The organism is Trabulsiella odontotermitis (assembly GCF_001188485.1).
Lineage (GTDB): Bacteria > Pseudomonadota > Gammaproteobacteria > Enterobacterales > Enterobacteriaceae > Trabulsiella > Trabulsiella odontotermitis_A.
In genome coordinates this window covers 39,171-59,552 of record NZ_JNGH01000103.1, presented here as the reverse complement: position 1 = coordinate 59,552, position 20,382 = coordinate 39,171, and the positions used below count along the sequence as shown (strand labels likewise).

Annotated in this window: 16 protein-coding genes and 4 pseudogenes; 9 read left to right on the top strand and 11 right to left on the bottom strand. The window is 55.4% G+C overall.

Going from position 1 to position 20,382, the window contains the following annotated elements:
• Positions 1-5: 5 nt before the first annotated feature.
• From napB to napF, 6 genes and pseudogenes are all read right to left on the bottom strand, one after another.
• The gene (napB, locus tag GM30_RS16950; protein WP_049849580.1) at positions 6-455 is read right to left on the bottom strand and encodes a nitrate reductase cytochrome c-type subunit; all 450 of its coding nucleotides are present in this window, start codon (positions 453-455) and stop codon (positions 6-8) included.
• Positions 452-1,315 carry a quinol dehydrogenase ferredoxin subunit NapH gene (gene napH / locus GM30_RS16945; RefSeq protein ID WP_049849579.1) on the bottom strand — a complete coding sequence of 288 codons (864 nt, stop codon included), beginning with the start codon at positions 1,313-1,315 and terminating at the stop codon, positions 452-454. The genes napB and napH overlap by 4 nt, the downstream gene beginning before the upstream one ends.
• Positions 1,302-1,947 (bottom strand): annotated as a pseudogene (gene napG / locus GM30_RS16940) (ferredoxin-type protein NapG). The gene napH and the pseudogene napG overlap by 14 nt, the downstream one beginning before the upstream one ends.
• A gap of 6 nt (positions 1,948-1,953) precedes the next feature.
• Positions 1,954-4,385 (bottom strand): annotated as a pseudogene (gene napA, locus GM30_RS16935) (nitrate reductase catalytic subunit NapA).
• Positions 4,382-4,645 (bottom strand): chaperone NapD, encoded by a 264-nt coding sequence (napD, locus tag GM30_RS16930; RefSeq protein WP_049849578.1) that lies wholly within the window; start codon positions 4,643-4,645, stop codon positions 4,382-4,384. Before napD ends, napA begins: the two are co-directional and overlap by 4 nt.
• Positions 4,620-5,126 (bottom strand): ferredoxin-type protein NapF, encoded by a 507-nt coding sequence (gene napF / locus GM30_RS24770; RefSeq protein WP_072094157.1) that lies wholly within the window; start codon positions 5,124-5,126, stop codon positions 4,620-4,622. The genes napD and napF overlap by 26 nt, the downstream gene beginning before the upstream one ends.
• Before the next feature lie 324 nt (positions 5,127-5,450).
• On the opposite strand from napF, the gene GM30_RS16925 reads away from it, so the two are divergent.
• The 3 genes from GM30_RS16925 (at position 5,451) to ypdK (ending at position 6,959) form a co-directional block, all read left to right on the top strand.
• Positions 5,451-5,990, top strand: coding sequence for a hypothetical protein (locus GM30_RS16925; protein ID WP_049849577.1), 540 nt, complete (start codon positions 5,451-5,453; stop codon positions 5,988-5,990).
• An 84-nt stretch (positions 5,991-6,074) separates the two neighbouring features.
• Positions 6,075-6,515, top strand: a complete 441-nt coding sequence (locus GM30_RS16920; protein ID WP_049849576.1) for a VOC family protein — start codon at positions 6,075-6,077, stop codon at positions 6,513-6,515.
• Between the two features lie 372 nt (positions 6,516-6,887).
• Positions 6,888-6,959, top strand: coding sequence for a membrane protein YpdK (gene ypdK / locus GM30_RS26315; RefSeq protein WP_010723117.1), 72 nt, complete (start codon positions 6,888-6,890; stop codon positions 6,957-6,959).
• Positions 6,960-7,011: 52 nt separating this feature from the next.
• On the opposite strand, the gene alaC is transcribed toward ypdK, so the two are convergent.
• Positions 7,012-8,250 (bottom strand): alanine transaminase, encoded by a 1,239-nt coding sequence (gene alaC, locus GM30_RS16915; RefSeq protein WP_049849575.1) that lies wholly within the window; start codon positions 8,248-8,250, stop codon positions 7,012-7,014.
• A gap of 381 nt (positions 8,251-8,631) precedes the next feature.
• On the opposite strand from alaC, the gene GM30_RS16910 reads away from it, so the two are divergent.
• A complete protein-coding gene (locus tag GM30_RS16910) occupies positions 8,632-10,329 on the top strand; it encodes a sensor histidine kinase (protein WP_049849574.1) in 1,698 nt (565 codons plus the stop codon).
• Between the two features lie 12 nt (positions 10,330-10,341).
• A complete protein-coding gene (locus tag GM30_RS16905) occupies positions 10,342-11,070 on the top strand; it encodes a LytR/AlgR family response regulator transcription factor (RefSeq protein ID WP_049849573.1) in 729 nt (242 codons plus the stop codon).
• Positions 11,071-11,103: 33 nt separating this feature from the next.
• On the opposite strand, the gene glk is transcribed toward GM30_RS16905, so the two are convergent.
• Positions 11,104-12,069: a glucokinase gene (gene glk, locus GM30_RS16900; RefSeq protein ID WP_049849572.1), complete on the bottom strand. Its 966-nt coding sequence runs from the start codon at positions 12,067-12,069 to the stop codon at positions 11,104-11,106.
• Positions 12,070-12,273: 204 nt separating this feature from the next.
• Here glk and GM30_RS16895 point away from each other — a divergent pair.
• Positions 12,274-13,455 (top strand): annotated as a pseudogene (locus GM30_RS16895) (ion channel protein).
• On the opposite strand, the gene GM30_RS16890 reads toward GM30_RS16895, so the two are convergent.
• Entirely contained in the window at positions 13,456-15,117 is a 1,662-nt protein-coding gene (locus tag GM30_RS16890; RefSeq protein WP_049849571.1) for an alpha-keto acid decarboxylase family protein, read from the bottom strand.
• A gap of 177 nt (positions 15,118-15,294) precedes the next feature.
• On the opposite strand from GM30_RS16890, the pseudogene mgrA reads away from it, so the two are divergent.
• Positions 15,295-16,291, top strand: a pseudogene (mgrA, locus tag GM30_RS16885) (L-glyceraldehyde 3-phosphate reductase).
• A gap of 125 nt (positions 16,292-16,416) precedes the next feature.
• Positions 16,417-16,746 carry a DUF2502 domain-containing protein YpeC gene (ypeC, locus tag GM30_RS16880; protein ID WP_049849570.1) on the top strand — a complete coding sequence of 110 codons (330 nt, stop codon included), beginning with the start codon at positions 16,417-16,419 and terminating at the stop codon, positions 16,744-16,746.
• A gap of 66 nt (positions 16,747-16,812) precedes the next feature.
• Here ypeC and GM30_RS16875 read toward each other — a convergent pair whose 3' ends face one another.
• Positions 16,813-17,370: a helix-turn-helix transcriptional regulator gene (locus tag GM30_RS16875; RefSeq protein WP_049849569.1), complete on the bottom strand. Its 558-nt coding sequence runs from the start codon at positions 17,368-17,370 to the stop codon at positions 16,813-16,815.
• Positions 17,371-17,577: 207 nt separating this feature from the next.
• Positions 17,578-18,816 (bottom strand): Nramp family divalent metal transporter, encoded by a 1,239-nt coding sequence (locus tag GM30_RS16870; RefSeq protein WP_049849568.1) that lies wholly within the window; start codon positions 18,814-18,816, stop codon positions 17,578-17,580.
• 355 nt (positions 18,817-19,171) lie between these two features.
• Here GM30_RS16870 and GM30_RS16865 point away from each other — a divergent pair, with 355 nt between their 5' ends.
• Positions 19,172-20,359, top strand: a complete 1,188-nt coding sequence (locus tag GM30_RS16865) for a NupC/NupG family nucleoside CNT transporter (protein WP_049849567.1) — start codon at positions 19,172-19,174, stop codon at positions 20,357-20,359.
• Positions 20,360-20,382 lie beyond the last annotated feature (23 nt).

The following is a 20,382-nucleotide window of genomic DNA, read 5'->3' as shown; positions in this document are numbered from 1 at the left end:
GCCTCTTACTTCCCGAACCCTTTCGACGGGGTAAATGTATTTTCGACAATCGGCGCAGCATTGGTCTGCGGCACGTGACATTGCAGGCAGAAATAGCGGCGCGGCGCCACTTCAGCCAGCACTTTACCGTCGCTGTCCATGAAATGGGTCGGGCTGATGCGCGGCGAACCGGTGGTGCGGTAACTTTCCACACCGTGACACTGCAGGCAGCGGTTGGTGTTGGTGGTTACCTGGTAGCCGTCCACACTGTGCGGGATCATCGGCGGCTGGTTGACGTAGTTCAGCGCCATCCGATCCTGCTCTTTCGGCATGTGGATCGCCCCTTCCTGCGTTCCCGACACTTCAGGCGACTGGCTAAAATCCACGCCATTCGCCGCCCAAACCATCCCGCTTACTACCAGGGCCAGCGCCGCCATCCCTTGACTTAACGCCTTTATCAGGACATGGTTCTTCATGATTTCGCTCCCGAACTCCATCGTGTTGTTATTGTGAATACATCCTCAGGGCAGACATCCACACAGCGGCCGCAGGTCATGCAATCGCGGCCCGTTATCTGCACCGGACTTTGCTCATCCAGAACCGGAGCACGTAACACATGCGGCTCCGGGCAAACGTGAAAACAATCCATACAGCGCGTACATTGCCCACGCCCCTTCGCTGACACCGTTAACGCGCCTTTACTGCTCACCGCGCCATACAGCGCCCCTAACGGGCAGAGATGCCCACACCAGCCGTGTTCGACGACCAGCAGATCAAACAGGAACAGCGCCAGAAACAGGAACGCGCCGCTGCCAAATCCGGAAATCAGGCTGCGCCCCATCAACGACACCGGGTTGATCCACTCCCAGATGAGCGTGCCAGTGATCCCCGCGCCCAGCAGCACCATCAACAGCAGCAGATAGCGCAGGTAACGGGGAATGGTGGCGGACTGGCTGATATCGAACCGACGACGCAGCCAGCTGGCAAGATCGGTGAGCGGATTCACCGGGCAGACCCAGCTGCAGAACAGCCGTTTTCCGCTTACGGCATACAACAGCAAAATAATGACGGCGCCAGTAAGTCCAGGCACCGCGGGGAGATGTCCGCTGGCGAGGCTTTGCAGCGCCATCAGCGGATCGGTCAGCGGTACGGTGTCGAGCAACAGGCTGCCGCTGTAGTTCCCGCGCAGGATCCAGACGCCGTACCACGGCCCGCTGAGGAACATGCCGAGAATCAACAGCTGACTTACCCGGCGCAACACCAGCCATTTGTAACTGCGCCACCATCCCTTTTTCGCCAGCGCTTCGCGGCCAGCGTCGCATTTACGGTTTGCCATCGCTTCCCTCCAGCCAACCGAAACGGTAGTGGTGCCCCAGTTCCCCTTTCGCCAGCGACAGCGGCAGCACTTTGATGGCTGGCTGTTCCAGTACGCAGGCTTTCTCGCATTTACCGCATCCGGTACAGACATCGCTGTGGACGGTCGGGATAAAGCGGGCGTGTTTGCCGGTGCGCATGTTGCGATCCAGTTCGAGCGTAATCGCCTTATCGATAGACGGGCAGACGCGATAGCATACGTCGCAGCGCAGCCCCTGATAGTTCAGGCAGTTTTCCTGATCGAGCAGGACCGCCAGCCCCATCCGGGCATCATCAATAGAGGGAATTTCGCTGTCCAGCGCGCCACTCGGGCAGACCACCGCGCAGGGAACGTCTTCGCACATTTCACAGGGGATATCGCGGGCGACGAAATACGGCGTTCCCGCCGACAGCCCTGACGCCAGCGTCGCGGAGGCAGGCGCTGGCGAAAGCATTTTCCGCCAGCGCACCCGGTGGGCGCAGCCGCACGCCACTGGCGCGCGCGGTCTGCTGTTGCAAACCCAGCGTGACGCCAACGACGGTCAGCCCACCTGCTGCGCGAACCATATCACGCAGAAAGCGGCGACGACCTTGCGACTTCACGACCCGGGACATGATGCGTTACACCTTTGCCAGTTTAACGGCGCACTTCTTGTAATCCGTCTCTTTCGAAATCGGATCTGTCGCATCCAGCGTCAGTGCGTTTGTCAGTTGTGCGGCATCGAAGAACGCCATATACACGAGACCCTGCGGCGTACGGTTACGACCACGCGTTTCGACGATAGACACCACCTCGCCACGGCGGGAGATGACTTTCACCTTGTCGCCACGGCGCAGATTGCGCGATTTCGCATCCTGCGGATGCATAAACACGACGCCTTCCGGGAAGGCTCGGTGCAGTTCCTCCACGCGGCGGGTCATACTGCCGGTATGCCAGTGTTCCAGCACACGACCGGTCGACAGCCACAGATCGTATTCACTGTCCGGCGCTTCCGCTGCAGGCTCATACGGCAGGGCGAAGATGGTCGCTTTGCCATCCGGCTTACCGTAGAACTTGTAGCTTTCACCGGCTTTCACGTACGGGTCGTTGCCTTCGCTGTAACGCCACAGAGTTTCTTTACCGTTGATGACTGGCCAGCGCAGACCGCGCGCTTTGTGGTAGTCGTCGAACGGCGCCAGGTCGTGAGCGTGACCGCGGCCAAACGCGGCATACTCTTCGAACAGCCCTTTTTGCAGGTAGAACCCGACGTCATGGGACTCGTCGTTAAGCTGCCCTTCTGCCAGCTCAGTGAGCGGGAATTTAGTGGTTTCAGAGTTGGCGAACAGTACGTCAAACAGCGTTTTGCCACGCAGTTCCGGTTTCTTCGCCAGCAGCTCTTCGGTCCACACCTCTTCGGTTTTAAATCGACGGGCAAACTGCACCAGCTGCCACAGGTCGGATTTAGCTTCGCCCGGCGCTTTGATCTGCTGACGCCAGAACTGAGTACGACGCTCGGCGTTGCCGTAGGCGCCCTCTTTCTCTACCCACATGGCGGTTGGCAGGATCAGGTCCGCAGCCAGCGCGCTCACCGTCGGATACGGGTCAGAAACGATCACGAAGTTACGCGGATCGCGCCAGCCAGGCATACGCTCCTGGTTAATGTTCGGACCAGCCTGCATGTTGTTGGTACACATAGTCCAGTAGACGTTCAGCTTGCCGTCTTTCAGCGCGCGATCCTGCGCCACAGCATGGAGACCGATTTTCGGCGGAATGGTGCCTGCCGGGATCTGCCACTGCTTCTCGGTGATTTCACGGTGTTTCTCGTTGGTCACCACCATGTCGGCTGGCAGACGGTGGGCGAAAGTACCGACTTCACGCGCCGTACCGCACGCGGAAGGCTGCCCGGTCAGGGAGAACGGTCCGCAGCCTGGCTGCGAGATTTTACCGGTCAGCAGGTGCAGGTTGTAAACGAGGTTGTTGGCCCAGACGCCACGGGTGTGCTGGTTGAAGCCCATCGTCCAGTAAGAGATGACTTTTTTCTTCGGATCCGCATAGAGTTGCGCCAGTTTTTCCAGCTGATCGGCCGGTACGCCGGACATCTGCGCGGCTTTCTCGAGGGTATATTCCGCGACAAACGCTTTGTACTCGTCGAAGGTCATCGGCTCAGAAGTATCCGCGCCGGGGTTTTTCGCTTTTTGCTCCAGCGGATGGTTCGGACGCAGACCGTAGCCGATATCCGTCGTGCCTTTACGCAGGGTGACGTGTTTATCGAGGAAATCCTGATTCACCGCGTTGTTCTGAATCAGGTAGTTGGCGATGTAGTTGAGGATCACCAGATCGGTTTGCGGCGTGAAGACCATGCCGTTATCCGCCAGCTCAAAGCTGCGGTGCTGGAAGGTCGAAAGAACGGCTACAGTGACGTTCGGATCCGCCAGACGGCGGTTGGTGATGCGCGACCACAGGATCGGGTGCATCTCCGCCATGTTTGAACCCCAGAGCACAAACGCGTCGGCATGTTCGATGTCATCGTAACAGCCCATCGGTTCGTCCATGCCAAAGGTACGCATGAAGCCGACCACCGCCGACGCCATACAGTGGCGGGCGTTAGGATCGAGGTTGTTGGAGCGGAAACCGGCTTTGAACAGCTTCGCGGCGGCGTAACCTTCCCAGATGGTCCACTGACCGGAACCAAACATGCCAATGGATTCTGGCCCTTTTTCCTTCAGCGCGGTTTTGAACTTCTCTTCCATGATATCGAAGGCTTGTTCCCAGCTGATCGGGGTAAATTCGCCTTCTTTGTTGAATTTGCCGTCAGTCATACGCAGCAGCGGCTGTGTCAGACGGTCTTTTCCGTACATGATTTTGGGCAGGAAATAGCCCTTAATGCAGTTCAGACCACGGTTAACCGGCGCATCGGGGTCACCCTGACAGGCAACAACGCGCCCGCTCTGCGTACCCACCAGCACGCCACATCCGGTACCACAAAAGCGGCAGGGTGCCTTATCCCATNGCCCCCCGCCGCAGCGGCCGCAACGGCGTTAGCTTTCATAAAGCTACGACGACTGAGTTTCATGGTGCTTCCTCACCTTGCTCATCCTGCTGGTGATAAACCAGCGAAACCGCCAGCACGCCCTCTACGTTGCGTACTGACTCGATAGTGTCTAACAGCATCTGGCTTTCTGTCGCTTCAACCACCACCACCAGATTGCCGCTTGTGACATCAGAAACTGCGACTTCACAGCCAGGTAACCCGCTCAGCGTTTTGCTGACCTCCGGGACCCGCTGATTTTTTGCCTGAACCACGAGGCTACAAACCTGCCAGAGCGTTTCCATGGCTATACTCCGCCGTTATTGCATTGATCGGGCAACGGGTGACGCACGCGCCACAACCACTGCACGTTTCCTGATTTAATTCCGGTTGCCAGATGCCGCGCATCCCGGGACGAAAGACAATCGCCGATGCTTCACAGCTATCCTGACAATGGCGACAGTCGATGGACTGTTGCGCCAGGCAGCGATCCCCGATGGTGACTGAGAGATCCCATGCCCTGGTGTGGCGCGGCATAAAAAGAGTTTCGGGGCAGGCATCAGCGCAGGCATAACAAAACGTGCATTCACCGCGCGGAAAGTCGATGGTGGGATATCCCCCGGATCCACGTTGCAGCACGCCGGTTTCGCAATGCGCCACACAGCGGTCACAGCGCGTACAACGTGCGAGAAAATCCGCTTCATCACCACTCCAGGGTGGGCGGATGGCCGGAACGGCATTACGCCAGGATCCGGTTAGCATGCCGCGACGCGTGACATCAACCATGACAACTTCCTTGCAAGGCTCAGGGATTGATCAAAAACCCTTTATTTATTGCGTACCCATCTACTGTGTACGTTATGTGAGGAAGGGTGACAGGTGCATACCCCGATGGAGGTAAATGCCGTGGCGGGATCAAAAAGAGTTACGATTTGTTACACACAGGGGGCGATAGCGTCTGTGCAGACCGGATCACAACCGATCTGATTGCGGACAGATTCAACGATTTAAGATAAATTCTTGCAAAATGGCTGATAAAGTGACCATTATTTTTCAGCCACGCTCTGTGGTGAAGCCAACGGATTTACCCATAATACAGGAAGTTAATCGATGAAAATCAACGCCATGTTTAGCGCGCTGCTGGTCAGTTCTGCGCTGTTTCTCTCCGCTTGTGATAGCGCCGACTCCACAGACAGCGATAAAGCCACCAAAATCCTCGATGGCAAAGCGTCTGTTGTGTTGCCGGAAGGCTTCGTGAAGATGCCGAAAGAATTGATGGATAAGAAATACACCAACCCGGGTCAGCGTCCGCAGGAAGCCTGGTACGTGGAAAGCGAAGGCGGCAAAGTGACGCTCGCATTCGCTCAGACCGACAACCGCATGACGGAAGCCCAGCTCCCGCAGTTCGCCACCGTCCTGAAAACCCAGATGAGCGCTTTCTCACCGGCGGTGTCTGACGTGACCGTCGACGGTAAAAAAATGACCCGTCTGGAAATGACCACCCCGAGCCCGGACGGAAAAATCTTCAACGTGATGCAGATTTCCTCTATGGACGGGAAGCTGATGATCTCCACGTTTAACGCCACGGAAGACATCAAAGATAAATACGCGCAGGCGGGCAGATACGCCCTTTCCACCCTGAAATATTAATCTCGCTTCTCACGCTCTGCCGACACGCGCCGTCGGCAGAGCGCATATACTTATTCTCAGTATTCACAGAAAGCAGGTATAGCGATGAATCTCACCGACATAGATGTGCTGTTTATTGCAGGCTTTGGCCCCATCTCTCGTGATACAAAAATCAGTCAGGCGTTTTACCAGCAAACGCTGGGGCTGCCGCTGAAGGCGATGGAAGGGAATGAAGAATATCTGCTCACCGAAGAAAACGCGCTGGATGGCGTGAAGCATTTCGCTCTGTGGCCGCTGTCGCAGGCGGCGGAATCCTGCTTCGGCACCCGCGAATGGCCTGCGGAATTGCCGCTCCCTCAGGCGTGGATCGAATTTGAAGTACAGGACATCGATCGCGCCACGCGCACGTTGGTCGCCCGAGGCTATCAGTTGCTGGTCGCCAGACGTGAAGAGCCCTGGGGTCAGACGGTGACGCGCCTGTTAAGCCCGGAAGGGCTGCTGACCGGCGTCACTATCACGCCGTGGTTGCGGGTGGAAAATCAGTAATCCCCGCACACGCTACTCGCAGAAATAGAGCAGGAAAGTCTGATAAACGTGGCCGAAATACCCTGAAATCAATAAGGTGTTTCGGCCATTTTTTTGCCGTTTCGCAGCGTCGCTCGAATGTAATATATTACCCACCGAAATTAATCTGTCGCCGATTCACGACACTTGTAAGTTGCTAAAAATAAATAAAAAAATCCCTCTTGCTACCCCTCTTTTTTAGGCGTACATTAGCGCCGTCTGGAGCGAGATCGCACAGAATTCTGAGGTGGTGCCAGAGTGAACGCGGGAGTATTCCTAATTCTGTTTCAGTCGGGTGTCAGCTCTCTATAATCAGTCATTTGAGCGTATCAGTACGACGCGGAGTGGTGAGACGTGAAATATTTCTTTATGGGCATTTCTTTTATGGTCATCGTGTGGGCCGGTACCTTTGCCCTGATGATCTAAACTGAGCATAATGCAAAAAAAAACAGGAGCCATCTGGCTCCTGTTTGCGTTTTTATGACGCCTCTTCGGCTGACGTTTTTGCCGTTGAAGGCAGCAGGCCATCAGCACGGAACATCGCTTTAATGCCCCTCACCGCCTGGCGGATACGGTCGCGGTTTTCAATCAGCGCAAAACGGACGTGCGTATCGCCGTAGTCGCCAAAGCCGATGCCGGGGGAAACGCAGACCTTCGCATCCTTCAGCAGCTTCTTGGCAAACTCCAGGGACCCCATTTCAGCGTACGGTTCAGGGATCTTCGCCCACACGTACATCGACGCTTTCGGCATGTCCACCCTCCAGCCCGCCTCGTGCAGTCCTTTCACCAGCACATCGCGACGGCGCTTGTACTGCGCGGCAATGTCGCGAACACATTGCTGATCGCCTTCCAGCGCCGCAATCGCCGCCACCTGCAACGGCGTAAAGGTGCCGTAATCGTGATAGCTCTTGATGCGCGCCAGCGCGTTGACCAGCACCGGGTTGCCGACCATAAAGCCGATGCGCCAGCCCGCCATGTTGTAGCTTTTCGACAGGGTAAAGAATTCCACGGCAACGTCCCGCGCCCCCGGCACCTGCATGATCGACGGCGCTTTCCAGCCGTCGTAAACGATATCGGCGTAGGCCAGATCGTGAACCACCAGCACGTCGTAGCGTTTCGCCAGCGCGACCACTTTCTCAAAGAAATCGAGCTCCACGCACTGCGCCGTCGGGTTGGACGGGAAGCCGAGGATCATCATCTTCGGTTTCGGGTAACTTTCGCGGATCGCCCGTTCCAGTTCGTTAAAGAAGTCGACGCCTTCCACCAGTGGTACCGAGCGCACCTGCGCGCCCGCAATCACCGCACCGTAAATATGGATCGGATAACTGGGATTTGGCACCAGCACCGTGTCACCATGATCGAGCGTTGCCAGCATCAGGTGCGCCAGCCCCTCTTTCGAACCGATAGTGACAATCGCTTCGGTTTCCGGATCGATATCGACATGATAGCGATCCTGATACCAGCGAGAGATCGCCCGACGCAGGCGCGGAATGCCTCTGGAGGCCGAATAACCGTGCGTATCCGGGCGCTGCGCCACGGTACACAGTTTCTCAACGATATGCGGCGGTGTCGGGCCATCGGGGTTGCCCATGCTGAAATCGATAATATCTTCGCCGCGCCGACGCGCAGCCATTTTCAGCTCAGCGGTAATATTAAATACATAGGGGGGAAGACGATCGATACGCGAAAAACGGCGTTCAGGACTGATGTCAGCCATAGATTCCTCGGATTAACGTTAGCGCCCGGACCGTCCGAGCGACGCTGCCACGTGTGTGGCGTCATTAGAAAATACGCTGAAAAATTTCACGCTGTCGAGAGGGTGAGCAAAAAATAATTAAATAAGGAACTCTTTCGGGCAGTGAAACCCTGACTCTGTTCCGCAAATTCACGAAATGATATTTTTAATTAACACAATAACATCAGATTTTTTACTTTCATTTTTCCCTGTCGCCACGATTTCCTTGCGTTACGGAAAATCCGTAACAATCCCCTTTTAAAATTAAGGTTTTTCCGGTTTATGCGCCTGATGCGGGATAACTGGTCATTCGCCGCCAGGTTTCTTATCATACCTTCTCCCTGCGTTATCGATGACACCCCCATGCACGAAATATTCACCATGCTGCTCGCGGTCTTCGATCGGGCCGCGTTGATGCTGATTTGTCTGTTCTTCCTGATCCGTATCCGCCTGTTCCGCGAGCTGCTGCATAAATCCGCCCACACGCCGAAAGAGCTGCTGGCGGTGACCGCGATCTTCTCGCTGTTTGCCCTGTTCAGCACCTGGTCCGGCGTGCCGGTGGAAGGATCGCTGGTCAACGTGCGCATTATTGCGGTGATGTCCGGTGGCATTCTGTTTGGCCCATGGGTCGGCATTATTACCGGTCTGATCGCCGGGACGCATCGCTATCTGATCGACATCGGCGGCGTGACGGCGGTGCCCTGTTTTATCACCAGCATTATTGCAGGCGTGCTCTCCGGATGGATCCACCGCCGCATCGCGAAAGCACAGCACTGGAAGGCGGGGATCCTGGGCGGCATGCTGTGCGAATCGCTAACGATGATTCTGGTGGTGGTGTGGGCACCCTCAACCGAACTGGGCATTGATATCGTCTCCAAAATCGGGATTCCGATGATCCTCGGCAGCGTCTGTATTGGCTTTATCGTGCTGCTGGTACAGAGCGTGGAAGGCGAAAAAGAAGCCAGCGCCGCGCGTCAGGCCAAGCTGGCGCTGGATATCGCCAACAAGACGCTGCCCCTGTTTCGCCATGTTAACAGCGAATCGCTGCGCCAGGTCTGCGATATCATTCGTCGTGATATCAGTGCCGACGCCGTCGCCATTACCAATACCGAACACGTGCTGGCTTACGTCGGCGTCGGGGAAAAGAACTACCGTGACAGCGACGATATTGTCAGCCCGACGACCCGCCAGTCGATCAACAGCGGTAAAATCATCATTAAAAACAACGATGAAGCGCACCGCACGCCCGAAATACACTCGATGCTGGTGATCCCGCTGTGGGAGAAAGGTATTGTGACCGGCACACTAAAAATCTATTACTGCCACGCGCACCAGATCACCTCTTCGCTGCAGGAGATGGCCATTGGTCTGTCGCAGATTATCTCCACTCAGCTGGAAGTCTCCCGTGCCGAACAGTTACGCGAGATGGCAAATAAGGCAGAGCTTCGCGCGTTGCAAAGCAAGATCAATCCCCATTTCCTGTTTAACGCTCTCAACGCCATTTCGTCGTCCATTCGTCTGAATCCCGATACCGCGCGGCAGCTGATTTTTAATTTATCGCGCTATCTGCGCTATAACATTGAATTAAATGACGATGAACAGATCGATATTAAGAAAGAGCTTTACCAGATAAAGGACTATATCGCGATAGAACAGGCGCGTTTTGGTGACAAGCTGACGGTGATCTACGACATTGATGAGGAGGTCAGTTGCGTGATCCCGAGTCTGCTGATCCAGCCGCTGGTGGAAAACGCCATCGTGCATGGCATTCAACCCTGCAAAGGCAAAGGCGTGGTGACCATCAGCGTCGCCGAATGCGGTCATCGGGTGCGCATCAGCGTGCGTGATACCGGCAACGGTATTGACCCGAACGTGGTGGCGCGTGTGGAAGCCAATGAGATGCCAGGCAATAAAATCGGGCTGCTGAACGTGCACCACCGCGTGAAGCTGCTGTATGGCGAAGGGTTGCACATTCGCCGCCTCGAGCCAGGCACTGAGATTGCGTTTTACGTACCGAACCAGCGTTCGCCTGTCGCTGCGCCAGTCACGCTCTTACCCTGAACCGGAGTTCATATGAAAGTCATTATTGTTGAAGATGAATTCCTTGCACAGCAGGAACTGACCTGGCTTATCAAAGAACACAGCCAGATGGAGATCATCGGCACGTTCGACGACGGGCTGGACGTACTGAAGTTTCTGCAGCACAACAAAGTGGACGCCATTTTCCTCGATATCAACATCCCCTCACTGGACGGCGTATTGCTGGCGCAGAACATCAGCCAGTTTGCCCATAAGCCGTTTATCGTATTCATCACCGCGTGGAAAGAGCACGCAGTAGAAGCCTTCGAACTGGAAGCTTTTGACTACATTCTGAAACCGTATCAGGAGTCGCGGATCATCAATATGCTGCAAAAGCTGGAAAATGCCTGGCAGCAGCAGTCGGGGACAAGCACCCCGGGTGTGACGCGTGAAAACGACACCATCAATCTGATCAAGGACGAGAAGATTATCGTCACCAGCATCAACGATATTTATTACGCTGAAGCGCATGAGAAAATGACGTTCGTTTATACGAAGCGCGAATCCTACGTAATGCCGATGAATATCACCGAGTTTTGCAGCAAACTGCCGCCGTCACACTTTTTCCGCTGCCACCGATCCTACTGCGTGAATCTTAATAAGATCCGTGAAATCGAACCGTGGTTTAACAACACCTATATTCTGCGCCTGCGGGATCTTGATTTTCAGGTGCCGGTCAGCCGCAGCAAAGTGAAAGAGTTTCGCCAGCTGATGCACCTGTGAGGACAGGGCCCGGCGACGACCGGGCCAGCAAGATTAGAGGAACTGCCCCAGAATCTGACGCAGATGCGCGCCGGAACCGAGAAGCCCCGGATTTTCATGGACGATCAGGTACACCGGGATATCCTGCACGTAGGATTTAAAACGCCCTTTATCCTCAAAACCACCGCGGAAACCGGAGGCGGTAAAGAAGTCGAGGAAGCGCGGCACAATGCCACCCGCGATGTACACGCCGCCGAACGTGCCCAGCGTCAGCGCCAGATTCCCGCCAAACCGCCCCATGATGACACAGAACAGCGACAGCGCGCGACGGCAGTCGATGCAACTGTCGGCGAGTGCCCGCTCGGTGACGTCTTTCGGCTGCAGGTTTTCCGGCAGGCGACCATCTGATTTCACAATCGCCCGATAGAGATTGACCAGCCCCGGCCCGGAGAGTACGCGCTCTGCAGAAACGTGCCCAAGTTCGGTGCGCAGCTCTTCGAGGATAATCCCCTCTTCTTCGCTGTTCGGCGCGAAATCCACATGGCCGCCCTCGCCTGGCAGGCTGACCCAGCGCTTGTCGACGTGAACCAGATGCGCCACGCCCAGCCCGGTTCCTGCACCAAACACTGCCACCGGTTTACCGTCAACCGGTTCAGCACCGCCGAACTGGATCAGGTTCTCTTTTTTCAGCATCGGAATGGCCATCGACACCGCGGTGAAATCGTTGATGATTTCCAGGTGCGAGAAGCCCAGATTTTTTTTCATCTCTGCGATAGAAAAAGCCCAGGTATGGTTGGTCATCGCCACCCAGTCGCCGGTAATGGGGCAGGCAATGGCGATGCAGCCATCTTCGACCTCCACATTGTGCTCTTTGAGATACACACGTACGACCGCTTCCAGACTGGGGTAATCCAGCCCGGAATAGGTTTTGGCCAGTGAAATCTCACCGCTGGTCATATCGCACAGAGCCAGACGCGCATTGGTACCGCCAACATCACCCACTAACGCAAACTTTGTCATTCTGTTACTGCTCCGCTAAAGTCAGAATACTTTTCTGCAAACACTGTAAATTCATGACGCCAGAACGACAACGCCCGCCGCACGAGCACCCCAGGATTATCGATCTGCGTCACAGATTAAGTTTATCGTTTCAGCACCATTTGCACTGACGCTTCCCGAAAACGGGAGCACTGTGCTGTGCGCTGAAACTAAAAGGAAATCATCATGCTCCATCCGCGAGCCCGTACCATGTTGCTGCTCTCCCTGCCGGCATTAATGATTGGCATCGCGTCCAGCCTGATTTTAGTCGTGGTGATGAAAGTTGCCGCCCTGTTGCAGACGATACTTTGGCAATCCATCCCGCTCAGCCTCGGCGTGGGTCTCGATTCCCACGTCTGGATCGTGGTGATGTTGACCCTGACCGGGCTGGCGGTGGGTCTGGTCATTCGCTACAGCCCGGGGCATGCGGGGCCCGATCCGGCGCTGGAGCCGCTGATTGGTACGCCGACCGGTACCGGCCCGCTGCCTGGGCTGATCCTCGCCCTGATTATCGGTCTTCGGTGTCAGCCTGGGGCCGGAGCATCCGATCATGTCGGTGAACATCGCGCTGGCGGTGGCGATTGGCGCGCGCGTTTTCCCGCGCGTGAACGCCCTCGACTGGACGATCCTTGCCGCCTCCGGCACCATCGGCGCGCTGTTTGGCACCCCGGTCGCCGCCGCGCTGGTCTTTTCACAAACCCTGAGCGGCAACGGCGAGGCACCGCTATGGGATCGCCTGTTTGCGCCGCTGATCGCCGCCGCAGCGGGCGCGCTGACCACCAGCCTGTTCTTCGAGCCCCACTTTTCGCTGCCGATCCCGCATTACGGACAGATGCGCATCGTGGATATTTTTAGCGGCGCGATAGTCGCTATTATCGCCATTGCCGTCGGGATGGTGGCCGTCTGGTGTCTGCCGCGCCTGCATACGCTGCTACACCGCCTGAAAAACCCGATCCTTGTCCTCACGCTGGGCGGTTTTTTACTTGGACTGCTGGGCGTCGTGGGCGGTCATATCACCCTGTTTAAAGGGCTGGATGAGATGCAGCAACTGGCATTCAGCCAGACGCTGACAGCCTCCGATTTTATGCTCATTNTTCCCGCCGCCAGCGGCTTTCGTGGCGGGCGCATTTTCCCGGCGGTATTTGTCGCCGTCGCCCTGGGACTGATGTTGCATGCCCATGTGGACGCGGTGCCGGCAGCGATCACCGTCTCCTGCGCTATTCTGGGGCTGGTGCTGGTCGTCACCCGCGACGGCTGGCTCANGTGGTGCCGGATACCACTCTGCTGCCGCTGCTGTGCATCGTGATGCTGCCAGCCTGGCTGCTGCTGGCAGGGAAACCGGTGATGATGGCGCAGCGGCGCGAGTGATTATGCGGTCTGGTTGCGCGCTTCGATGGACTGCGTGAGCACGCGGAGGAAATCCGGAATATCCATTTTCGGGAGCATGACTTCCACCAGCGTTAACCGGTCGCGCTGTTCGCTGCGGGTTAACGCCTCTTTCAGCTGTACCGCCTGGGTGACACGCCAGCACTGCGCCTGACTGTCGAGGTTGAGCGCCTGCGGCAGTTGCGTCCAGTTCCACAGCGAAATGTCGTTGTAACGCTCTTCCGGCCCGTGAATGGCTCGCTCCACCGTATATCCTTCGTTATTCAACAGCAGGATCACCAGCCGCTGGTCGTCCCGCATCATCGAGCCGATTTCCTGAATCGTCAGCTGTGCGGCGCCGTCGCCGATGATCAAGACCACCCGGCGATCCGGTGCGGCGGTCTGCGCGCCAAACGCAGCGGGCAGTGTAAAGCCAATCGAGCCCCACAGCGGCTGAACGATCAGCGTCACGTCACGCGGCAGCTTCAGCGCCCCCACGCCAAACGCCGAGGTTCCCTGATCGGCCAGTACGATATCTCCCGGCTGCAGCTGCTCCTGAATCGTGCTCCAGAAATTTTTCTGCGTCAGGTCGCCCTGCTTTTCTTTCGGGATCGGACGGCTGGAATAGTGCGGCGATACCCATTGCGAGGCCAGTGCTGCGGTGACGTCAATCAATGCCGGGAGCGCCTGTTGCATCGACAAACCGCTGAACCAGCGGTTGCCCACCCGGGCGGCAAACGGCTGCAGTTCGATGGTTTTTTCGGGGTCGATTTGATGGGTAAACCCGACGGTCAGGGTATCGGTGAAGCGCGTCCCGACGCAGATCAGCGTTTCAGCGCTTTCAACAATTTCGCGGGTGTGTTTGTCGCTGGCAACGCCGCAATAGGTTCCGATAAATTCCGGATGTTGCTCGTTAAAAAGCCCTTTCCCCATCAGCATGGTGGCATGTGGCAGTGGCTGTGATTCCACCCATGCCTGAAGCTGTTGTTGCAGTCCAAAGCGCTGCGCCAGGAAATCGGCCAGCAGCACGACGCGGCGGCTGTTACGTAACAGGCGCTGTGCCTGCTCTTTGAATTCGGCCAGTTGATTGTCATCCACCACCGATGACTCAACGGCCAATGGACAGCCAGGCGGCGACGTCGGCGCATTTGCCACATCGGCAGGCAGCATCAGATAGGCCGGGCGTCGGTGGGCGATCATCTCCTGCAACACACGGTCGATTTCACGGCAGGCGTTATCAACCGTAAGCTGCGCCTGTGAACAGCTTACCGGCCCGCTCATTTGATAAAAATGGCTAAAGTTTCCGTCGCCCAACGTGTGATGCAATAATTCACCACGCTGTTGTGCCGAGGTGCGTGGCGCGCCGACGATATGCAGCACCGGCACATACTCCGCAAAGCTTCCGGCGGTGCCATTGATGGCGCTCAGTTCGCCCACGCCATAGGTGGTTAACAGGGCACCAGCCCCCTGCACACGGGCATAACCGTCGGCCGCGTAGGCCGCGTTCAGTTCGTTGGCACAACCAACCCAACACACAGAATCATGCGCGATGACATGATCGAGGAACTGCAGATTGTAATCCCCAGGGACGCCAAACAGATGGTCAATGCCCAGCGCAGAGAGACGATCCAGTAGATAATCACCAATGGTGTAAGTCAGTTGCATAGCGTCATTACCTCCTCTGTTAAGATAAATTTGAGTATTGGAGAAGCGCTAATGCTGTCCAGGATGTATCGGAGATAGCGTCTGGAAATTCTGCTTTACGAAATTCGGCAGTGTACTCAGCGCTGAACATTCATTAGTGTAAGTACTTACCCACCCTGACAATTTGTGGAGACGAGAATGATTTACCAGGCAAATAGTGCGCGGTACCAGTCTATGGACTACCGCCGCTGCGGGAACAGCGGGCTGAAGCTGCCGGCCATCTCGCTTGGGCTCTGGCATAACTTCGGTGATGCGACACAGGTCGAGAACAGCCGCCAGTTGCTGCGTCATGCGTTCGATCTCGGTATCACCCATTTTGATTTAGCCAATAACTACGGCCCGCCCCCCGGTTCAGCGGAGAGCAATTTCGGCCGCATTTTGCGGGAAGATTTTCTGCCCTGGCGCGATGAGCTCATCATCTCCAGCAAAGCGGGATACACCATGTGGGACGGTCCGTACGGTGACTGGGGCTCGCGAAAATACCTGATTGCCAGCCTGGATCAGAGCCTGAAGCGCATGGGTCTCGAGTATGTCGATATCTTTTATCACCATCGCCCGGACCCGGAGACGCCGTTAAAAGAGACCATGCGCGCGCTGGATCACATCGTCCGCCAGGGCAAAGCGCTGTATGTCGGGCTGTCGAACTATCCGGCGGCACTGGCGCGGGAAGCGATTGAGATCCTCGACGACCTCGGCACCCCCTGCCTTATCCATCAGCCGAAATACTCTATGTTTGAGCGCTGGGTGGAAGACGGGCTGCTGGATACGCTGCAGGAAAAAGGCGTCGGCAGCATTGCGTTTTCACCGCTGGCGNGGGCAACTGACCGATCGCTACCTGAACGGTATACCCGCCGATTCACGGGCAGCCAGCGGCAGTCGTTTTCTTAATCCCGATCAGATCACCGAAGAGAAGCTGCATAAAGTTCGACAGTTGAATACGCTGGCGGCGCAACGCGGGCAGAAACTGTCGCAGATGGCGCTGGCATGGGTGATGCGCGATGAGAAAATTACTTCCGTGCTGATTGGCGCCAGCAAGACGTCACAACTGGATGACGCAGTGGGCATGCTGGCGAACCGGCAGTTCACGGCAGAAGAACGCGCTGCGATTGAGACGATCCTGACAGGGCAAAAGTAGATTTTTCTTTAGCAAAAAGTGCTCTCACTGCATGTTTCAGAGTGTTGCCGATGCGACGGGACTTTACCACCCCGTAATATTGCGGTAACAGGCCGCTCAAGGCCCCGATCGTGAAGGAGAAGAGTATGTTCAGGTCACTGATTCTTGCAGCAGCATTGCTGGCTTCATCAGCGCCGCTGATTGCCAGCGCTGGCGAAATCACCCTGTTGCCATCGATAAAATTACAAATTGGCGATCGTGACAATTACGGTAACTACTGGGACGGCGGACGCTGGCGCGACCGGGATTACTGGCATCGTCACTATGAATGGCGCGACAGAGGCTGGTGGAGACATGACAACGGTCGCCATCGTGGCTGGGATAACCGCAAAGCCTATGAACGCGGCTATCGTGAAGGCTGGAGTGACCGTGACGACCATCGCGGTCGTGGCCGGGGTCATGGCCATCATCATTAAGGCAAAAAAAAAGCCAGAGTCCGAAGGAGAATGGACTCTGGCAACCGGTCTACTGCTTTATGGAAATCAGGCGGTCATTTCCGTCATAATTCTGTTTTTCAGGGAGTAGATGGCGTTCACGCTGCTGCCGCCGAGCTTACTGAAGACATTCGCACGGTGCGTATACACCGTTTTCGGCGACATGTTCAGCACTTTCGCAATCTGCTCTACTTTCTGACCATTCATCGTTTCACGCAGAATGATTTTCTCTTTCGCCGAAAGCGAAACGCGCAGCTGGTTTTCCAGCTTCTTATTGCTCATCAGCACATTCACCGCACGCATTAATTCCGGCAGAGAACTTCTGGACGTGGTGATCACGCTCGCATCACAGATGTAAATCAGGTTCGGGTTGTTGAGCACCAGCATCAGACGACATTTTTCATTAATCCGTGCGGTGTAATCGAAGTATTCTGCAGGCGTATTTCTGTCGATATGGACGATAACCGCATCGTCTTTACCAAGAGAATCGATAAACGTCGGCTCACGAATATCTGCTGGCTGAATGGTGATACTGGATTCCTGCGCCAGCGTAATCAGGCCTGAACGTAAGAACGCATTGTCGGTAACGATATAGGTGTTTTTCATATTGTCTGTCTGTACTGTTTAGTGGTCTCTGTCGCGGGACCAGGGTGAAATTTAGTCAGTACAGAATGCCAGCGAGATCACGCCGGACGCAGTGAAATGGTCTTATATAAGAAGATCACAAAATGGTTGTAAACGGTTTAAGAAGAGCCTGGCACGCGGGTTTCACGTTGCCAGGCTGGCTGAGAAGTCGGAGATTTAAGGACTTCCTTACAGTCCGAGTGCGGTGCCTATCAGCAACCAGGCGTTCAATGCGACCACTAAAATAACAATGATCCAGCCAATGCGTTTCACTAATTCTGAATTGACTAAATCCCCCATCAGCGTTTTATCACTGGTGAAAATCAGCAACGGAACCAGCGCCAGGGCGATACCAAAACTGAGCAGGACCTGGCTCATTACCAGAATGCGGGTCGGGTCAAGTCCCATCAAAATAACAATGAACGATGGCGCCATTGTCACCACCCGGCGGAACCACAGTGGAATATGGAAGCGGATAAATCCCTGCATCACCACCTGCCCTGCCAGCGTACCAACGACCGTCGAGGACAGCCCGGCAGCGATCAGGCTGAGGCCGAAGATCGTTGCCGCCGCATGGCTGAGCAACGGCTCCAGCGTCAGGTACGCTTCATCAAGATCGGCGATGCCGGTATGGCCGTTAAAGTGGAACGCGGCGGCCGCGGTCGCCATCATCGCCAGGTTGACGAAACCGGCAATCGTCATAGCAATGGCGACATCCCAGCGGGTGGCGTTGTAACGTTCCTTACGCGTGCCGCCGTGAAGATGTTGCGTCAATGAAGAGTGCAAATAAATGACGTGCGGCATAATCGTCGCCCCGAGCACCCCGGCGGCGAGGAATACCGCTTCGCTGGTCGGCAACGACGGGATCACCATCCCTTTGGCGAGCTGCGCCAGTTTGGGCTGAGAGAATATCAGTTCGACAATATAAGCCGCGGCGACAAACAGCAGCAGACCGCCAATCACTTTTTCCAGCGGTTTCTGGCCGCGGCGTTGCAGCATCAGGATCAGGAAGGTGGCGACCCCAGTCAGCACGGCCCCCTGCAAAAGTGAAATACCTAAAATAAGCTTAAAGCCGATGGCGGCCCCGATAAACTCAGCGAGATCGGTCGCCATGGCGATGATTTCCGCCTGCACCCAGTAAAACCAGACCACCGGGCGCGGATAATGGTCGCGAATTTGTTCTGCGAGGTTTTTTCCGGTAGCAATGCCGAGTTTCGCCGACAGCACCTGGATCAACATCGCCATCAGGTTTGCCCATACCACTACCCACAGCAACTGGTAGCCGAAGCTGGCACCCGCCTGAATGTTGGTCGCAAAGTTACCTGGATCGATATAGCCAATGGCAGCAATGAATGCCGGCCCCATCAACGCCAGCCGCATTCGGCGCGCTGCACGACCACGACTGTTTTCAACGCGACTGTTTGTCATTTTCTGCCTCTGAAATATAGCCTTTGCTATGTTTCATATTACTAAAATGAGAATGATTATCAAGTTCATTTAGCAAGGTGATAATGATTGCTCTGATAGCTATGATCGATAAGCTGGGCTGAATTAAATGAGGATACGGGCGAGCAGTCCGGAGACATGCTACCTTGTTATCAAGATTAGAACAAAAAGACAACTTTTAACACATTTACCAAACATAACAAATTTGTATGCCTGATCACTTTTTTCAGAGTTTGCTCACAGGCTGTTATTATAATGCGGCATGGATCTCGTTTTCTTTTAGCTTGTTGCATAGAATGTGCACGGAAATATAACCTGCCTCATATTTGGAGCAAATATGAACCGCGTTTTGCACTTTGTCCTCGCACTTGTTGTTGTAGCGATTCTTGCGTTACTGGTCAGTCATGACCGTAAACAAATTCGCATTCGCTATGTTGTTCAATTACTCGTAATTGAAGTTTTACTGGCCTGGTTCTTCCTGAACTCTGATATTGGCCTTGGATTCGTTAAAGGCTTTTCTGAAATGTTTGAAAAACTGCTCGGATTCGCCAATGAAGGGACAAATTTCGTCTTCGGCAAAATGAACGACGAAGGCCTGGCATTCTTCTTCCTGAGAGTCCTGTGCCCGATCGTCTTTATCTCTGCTCTGATTGGTATTTTGCAGCACATCCGCGTTCTGCCGATTGTCATTCGCGCGATCGGGACCGTGCTGTCCAAAGTGAACGGTATGGGGAAACTGGAATCATTTAACGCGGTCAGCTCCCTGATCCTCGGTCAGTCAGAAAACTTCATTGCTTATAAAGACATTCTCGGCAAGATGTCCCGCAACCGCATGTACACCATGGCGGCCACGGCAATGTCTACCGTTTCCATGTCTATCGTCGGTGCATACATGACCATGCTGCAGCCTAAATATGTGGTTGCCGCGCTGGTGCTTAATATGTTCAGTACCTTTATCGTGCTGTCGCTGGTGAACCCGTACCGCGTCGAAGAAAGTGAAGAAAACCTGCAGATGTCTAATCTGCATGAAGGTCAGAGCTTCTTCGAAATGCTCGGTGAATACATCCTGGCTGGTTTTAAAGTTGCGATTATCGTTGCGGCGATGCTGATCGGCTTTATCGCGCTGATCTCTGGCCTGAACGCGCTGTTCGCGGCGGTGCTGGGTATCTCCTTCCAGGGCATCCTCGGCTACATCTTCTACCCGATTGCCTGGGTGATGGGTGTTCCGGCGAGCGAAGCGCTGCAGGTCGGCAGTATCATGGCGACCAAACTGGTATCCAACGAATTCGTGGCAATGATGGATCTGCAGAAAGTGGCAGGCTCGCTGTCTCCGCGTGCGGAAGGCATCCTGTCCATTTTCCTGGTTTCCTTCGCTAACTTCTCTTCAATCGGTATTATCGCAGGCGCGATTAAAGGCCTGAACGAAGAGCAGGGTAACGTCGTTTCCCGTTTTGGCCTGAAACTGGTTTACGGCTCTACGCTGGTGAGCGTGCTGTCTGCTTCCATTGCCGCACTGGTTCTGTAAGCCGCAGCAATAAAAAACCGGCA

Coding starts and splice junctions, on each gene's coding strand:
- ypeC (WP_049849570.1), top strand. CDS start 16,417: ATGTTCAGGTCACTGATTCTTGCAGCAGCATTGCTGGCTTCATCAGCG.
- glk (WP_049849572.1), bottom strand. CDS start 12,069: ATGACAAAGTTTGCGTTAGTGGGTGATGTTGGCGGTACCAATGCGCGT.
- GM30_RS16865 (WP_049849567.1), top strand. CDS start 19,172: ATGAACCGCGTTTTGCACTTTGTCCTCGCACTTGTTGTTGTAGCGATT.
- napH (WP_049849579.1), bottom strand. CDS start 1,315: ATGGCAAACCGTAAATGCGACGCTGGCCGCGAAGCGCTGGCGAAAAAG.
- GM30_RS16870 (WP_049849568.1), bottom strand. CDS start 18,816: ATGACAAACAGTCGCGTTGAAAACAGTCGTGGTCGTGCAGCGCGCCGA.
- napD (WP_049849578.1), bottom strand. CDS start 4,645: ATGGAAACGCTCTGGCAGGTTTGTAGCCTCGTGGTTCAGGCAAAAAAT.
- GM30_RS16920 (WP_049849576.1), top strand. CDS start 6,075: ATGAATCTCACCGACATAGATGTGCTGTTTATTGCAGGCTTTGGCCCC.
- GM30_RS16925 (WP_049849577.1), top strand. CDS start 5,451: ATGAAAATCAACGCCATGTTTAGCGCGCTGCTGGTCAGTTCTGCGCTG.
- napF (WP_072094157.1), bottom strand. CDS start 5,126: ATGGTTGATGTCACGCGTCGCGGCATGCTAACCGGATCCTGGCGTAAT.
- GM30_RS16905 (WP_049849573.1), top strand. CDS start 10,342: ATGAAAGTCATTATTGTTGAAGATGAATTCCTTGCACAGCAGGAACTG.
- alaC (WP_049849575.1), bottom strand. CDS start 8,250: ATGGCTGACATCAGTCCTGAACGCCGTTTTTCGCGTATCGATCGTCTT.
- GM30_RS16875 (WP_049849569.1), bottom strand. CDS start 17,370: ATGAAAAACACCTATATCGTTACCGACAATGCGTTCTTACGTTCAGGC.
- napB (WP_049849580.1), bottom strand. CDS start 455: ATGAAGAACCATGTCCTGATAAAGGCGTTAAGTCAAGGGATGGCGGCG.
- GM30_RS16890 (WP_049849571.1), bottom strand. CDS start 15,117: ATGCAACTGACTTACACCATTGGTGATTATCTACTGGATCGTCTCTCT.
- GM30_RS16910 (WP_049849574.1), top strand. CDS start 8,632: ATGCACGAAATATTCACCATGCTGCTCGCGGTCTTCGATCGGGCCGCG.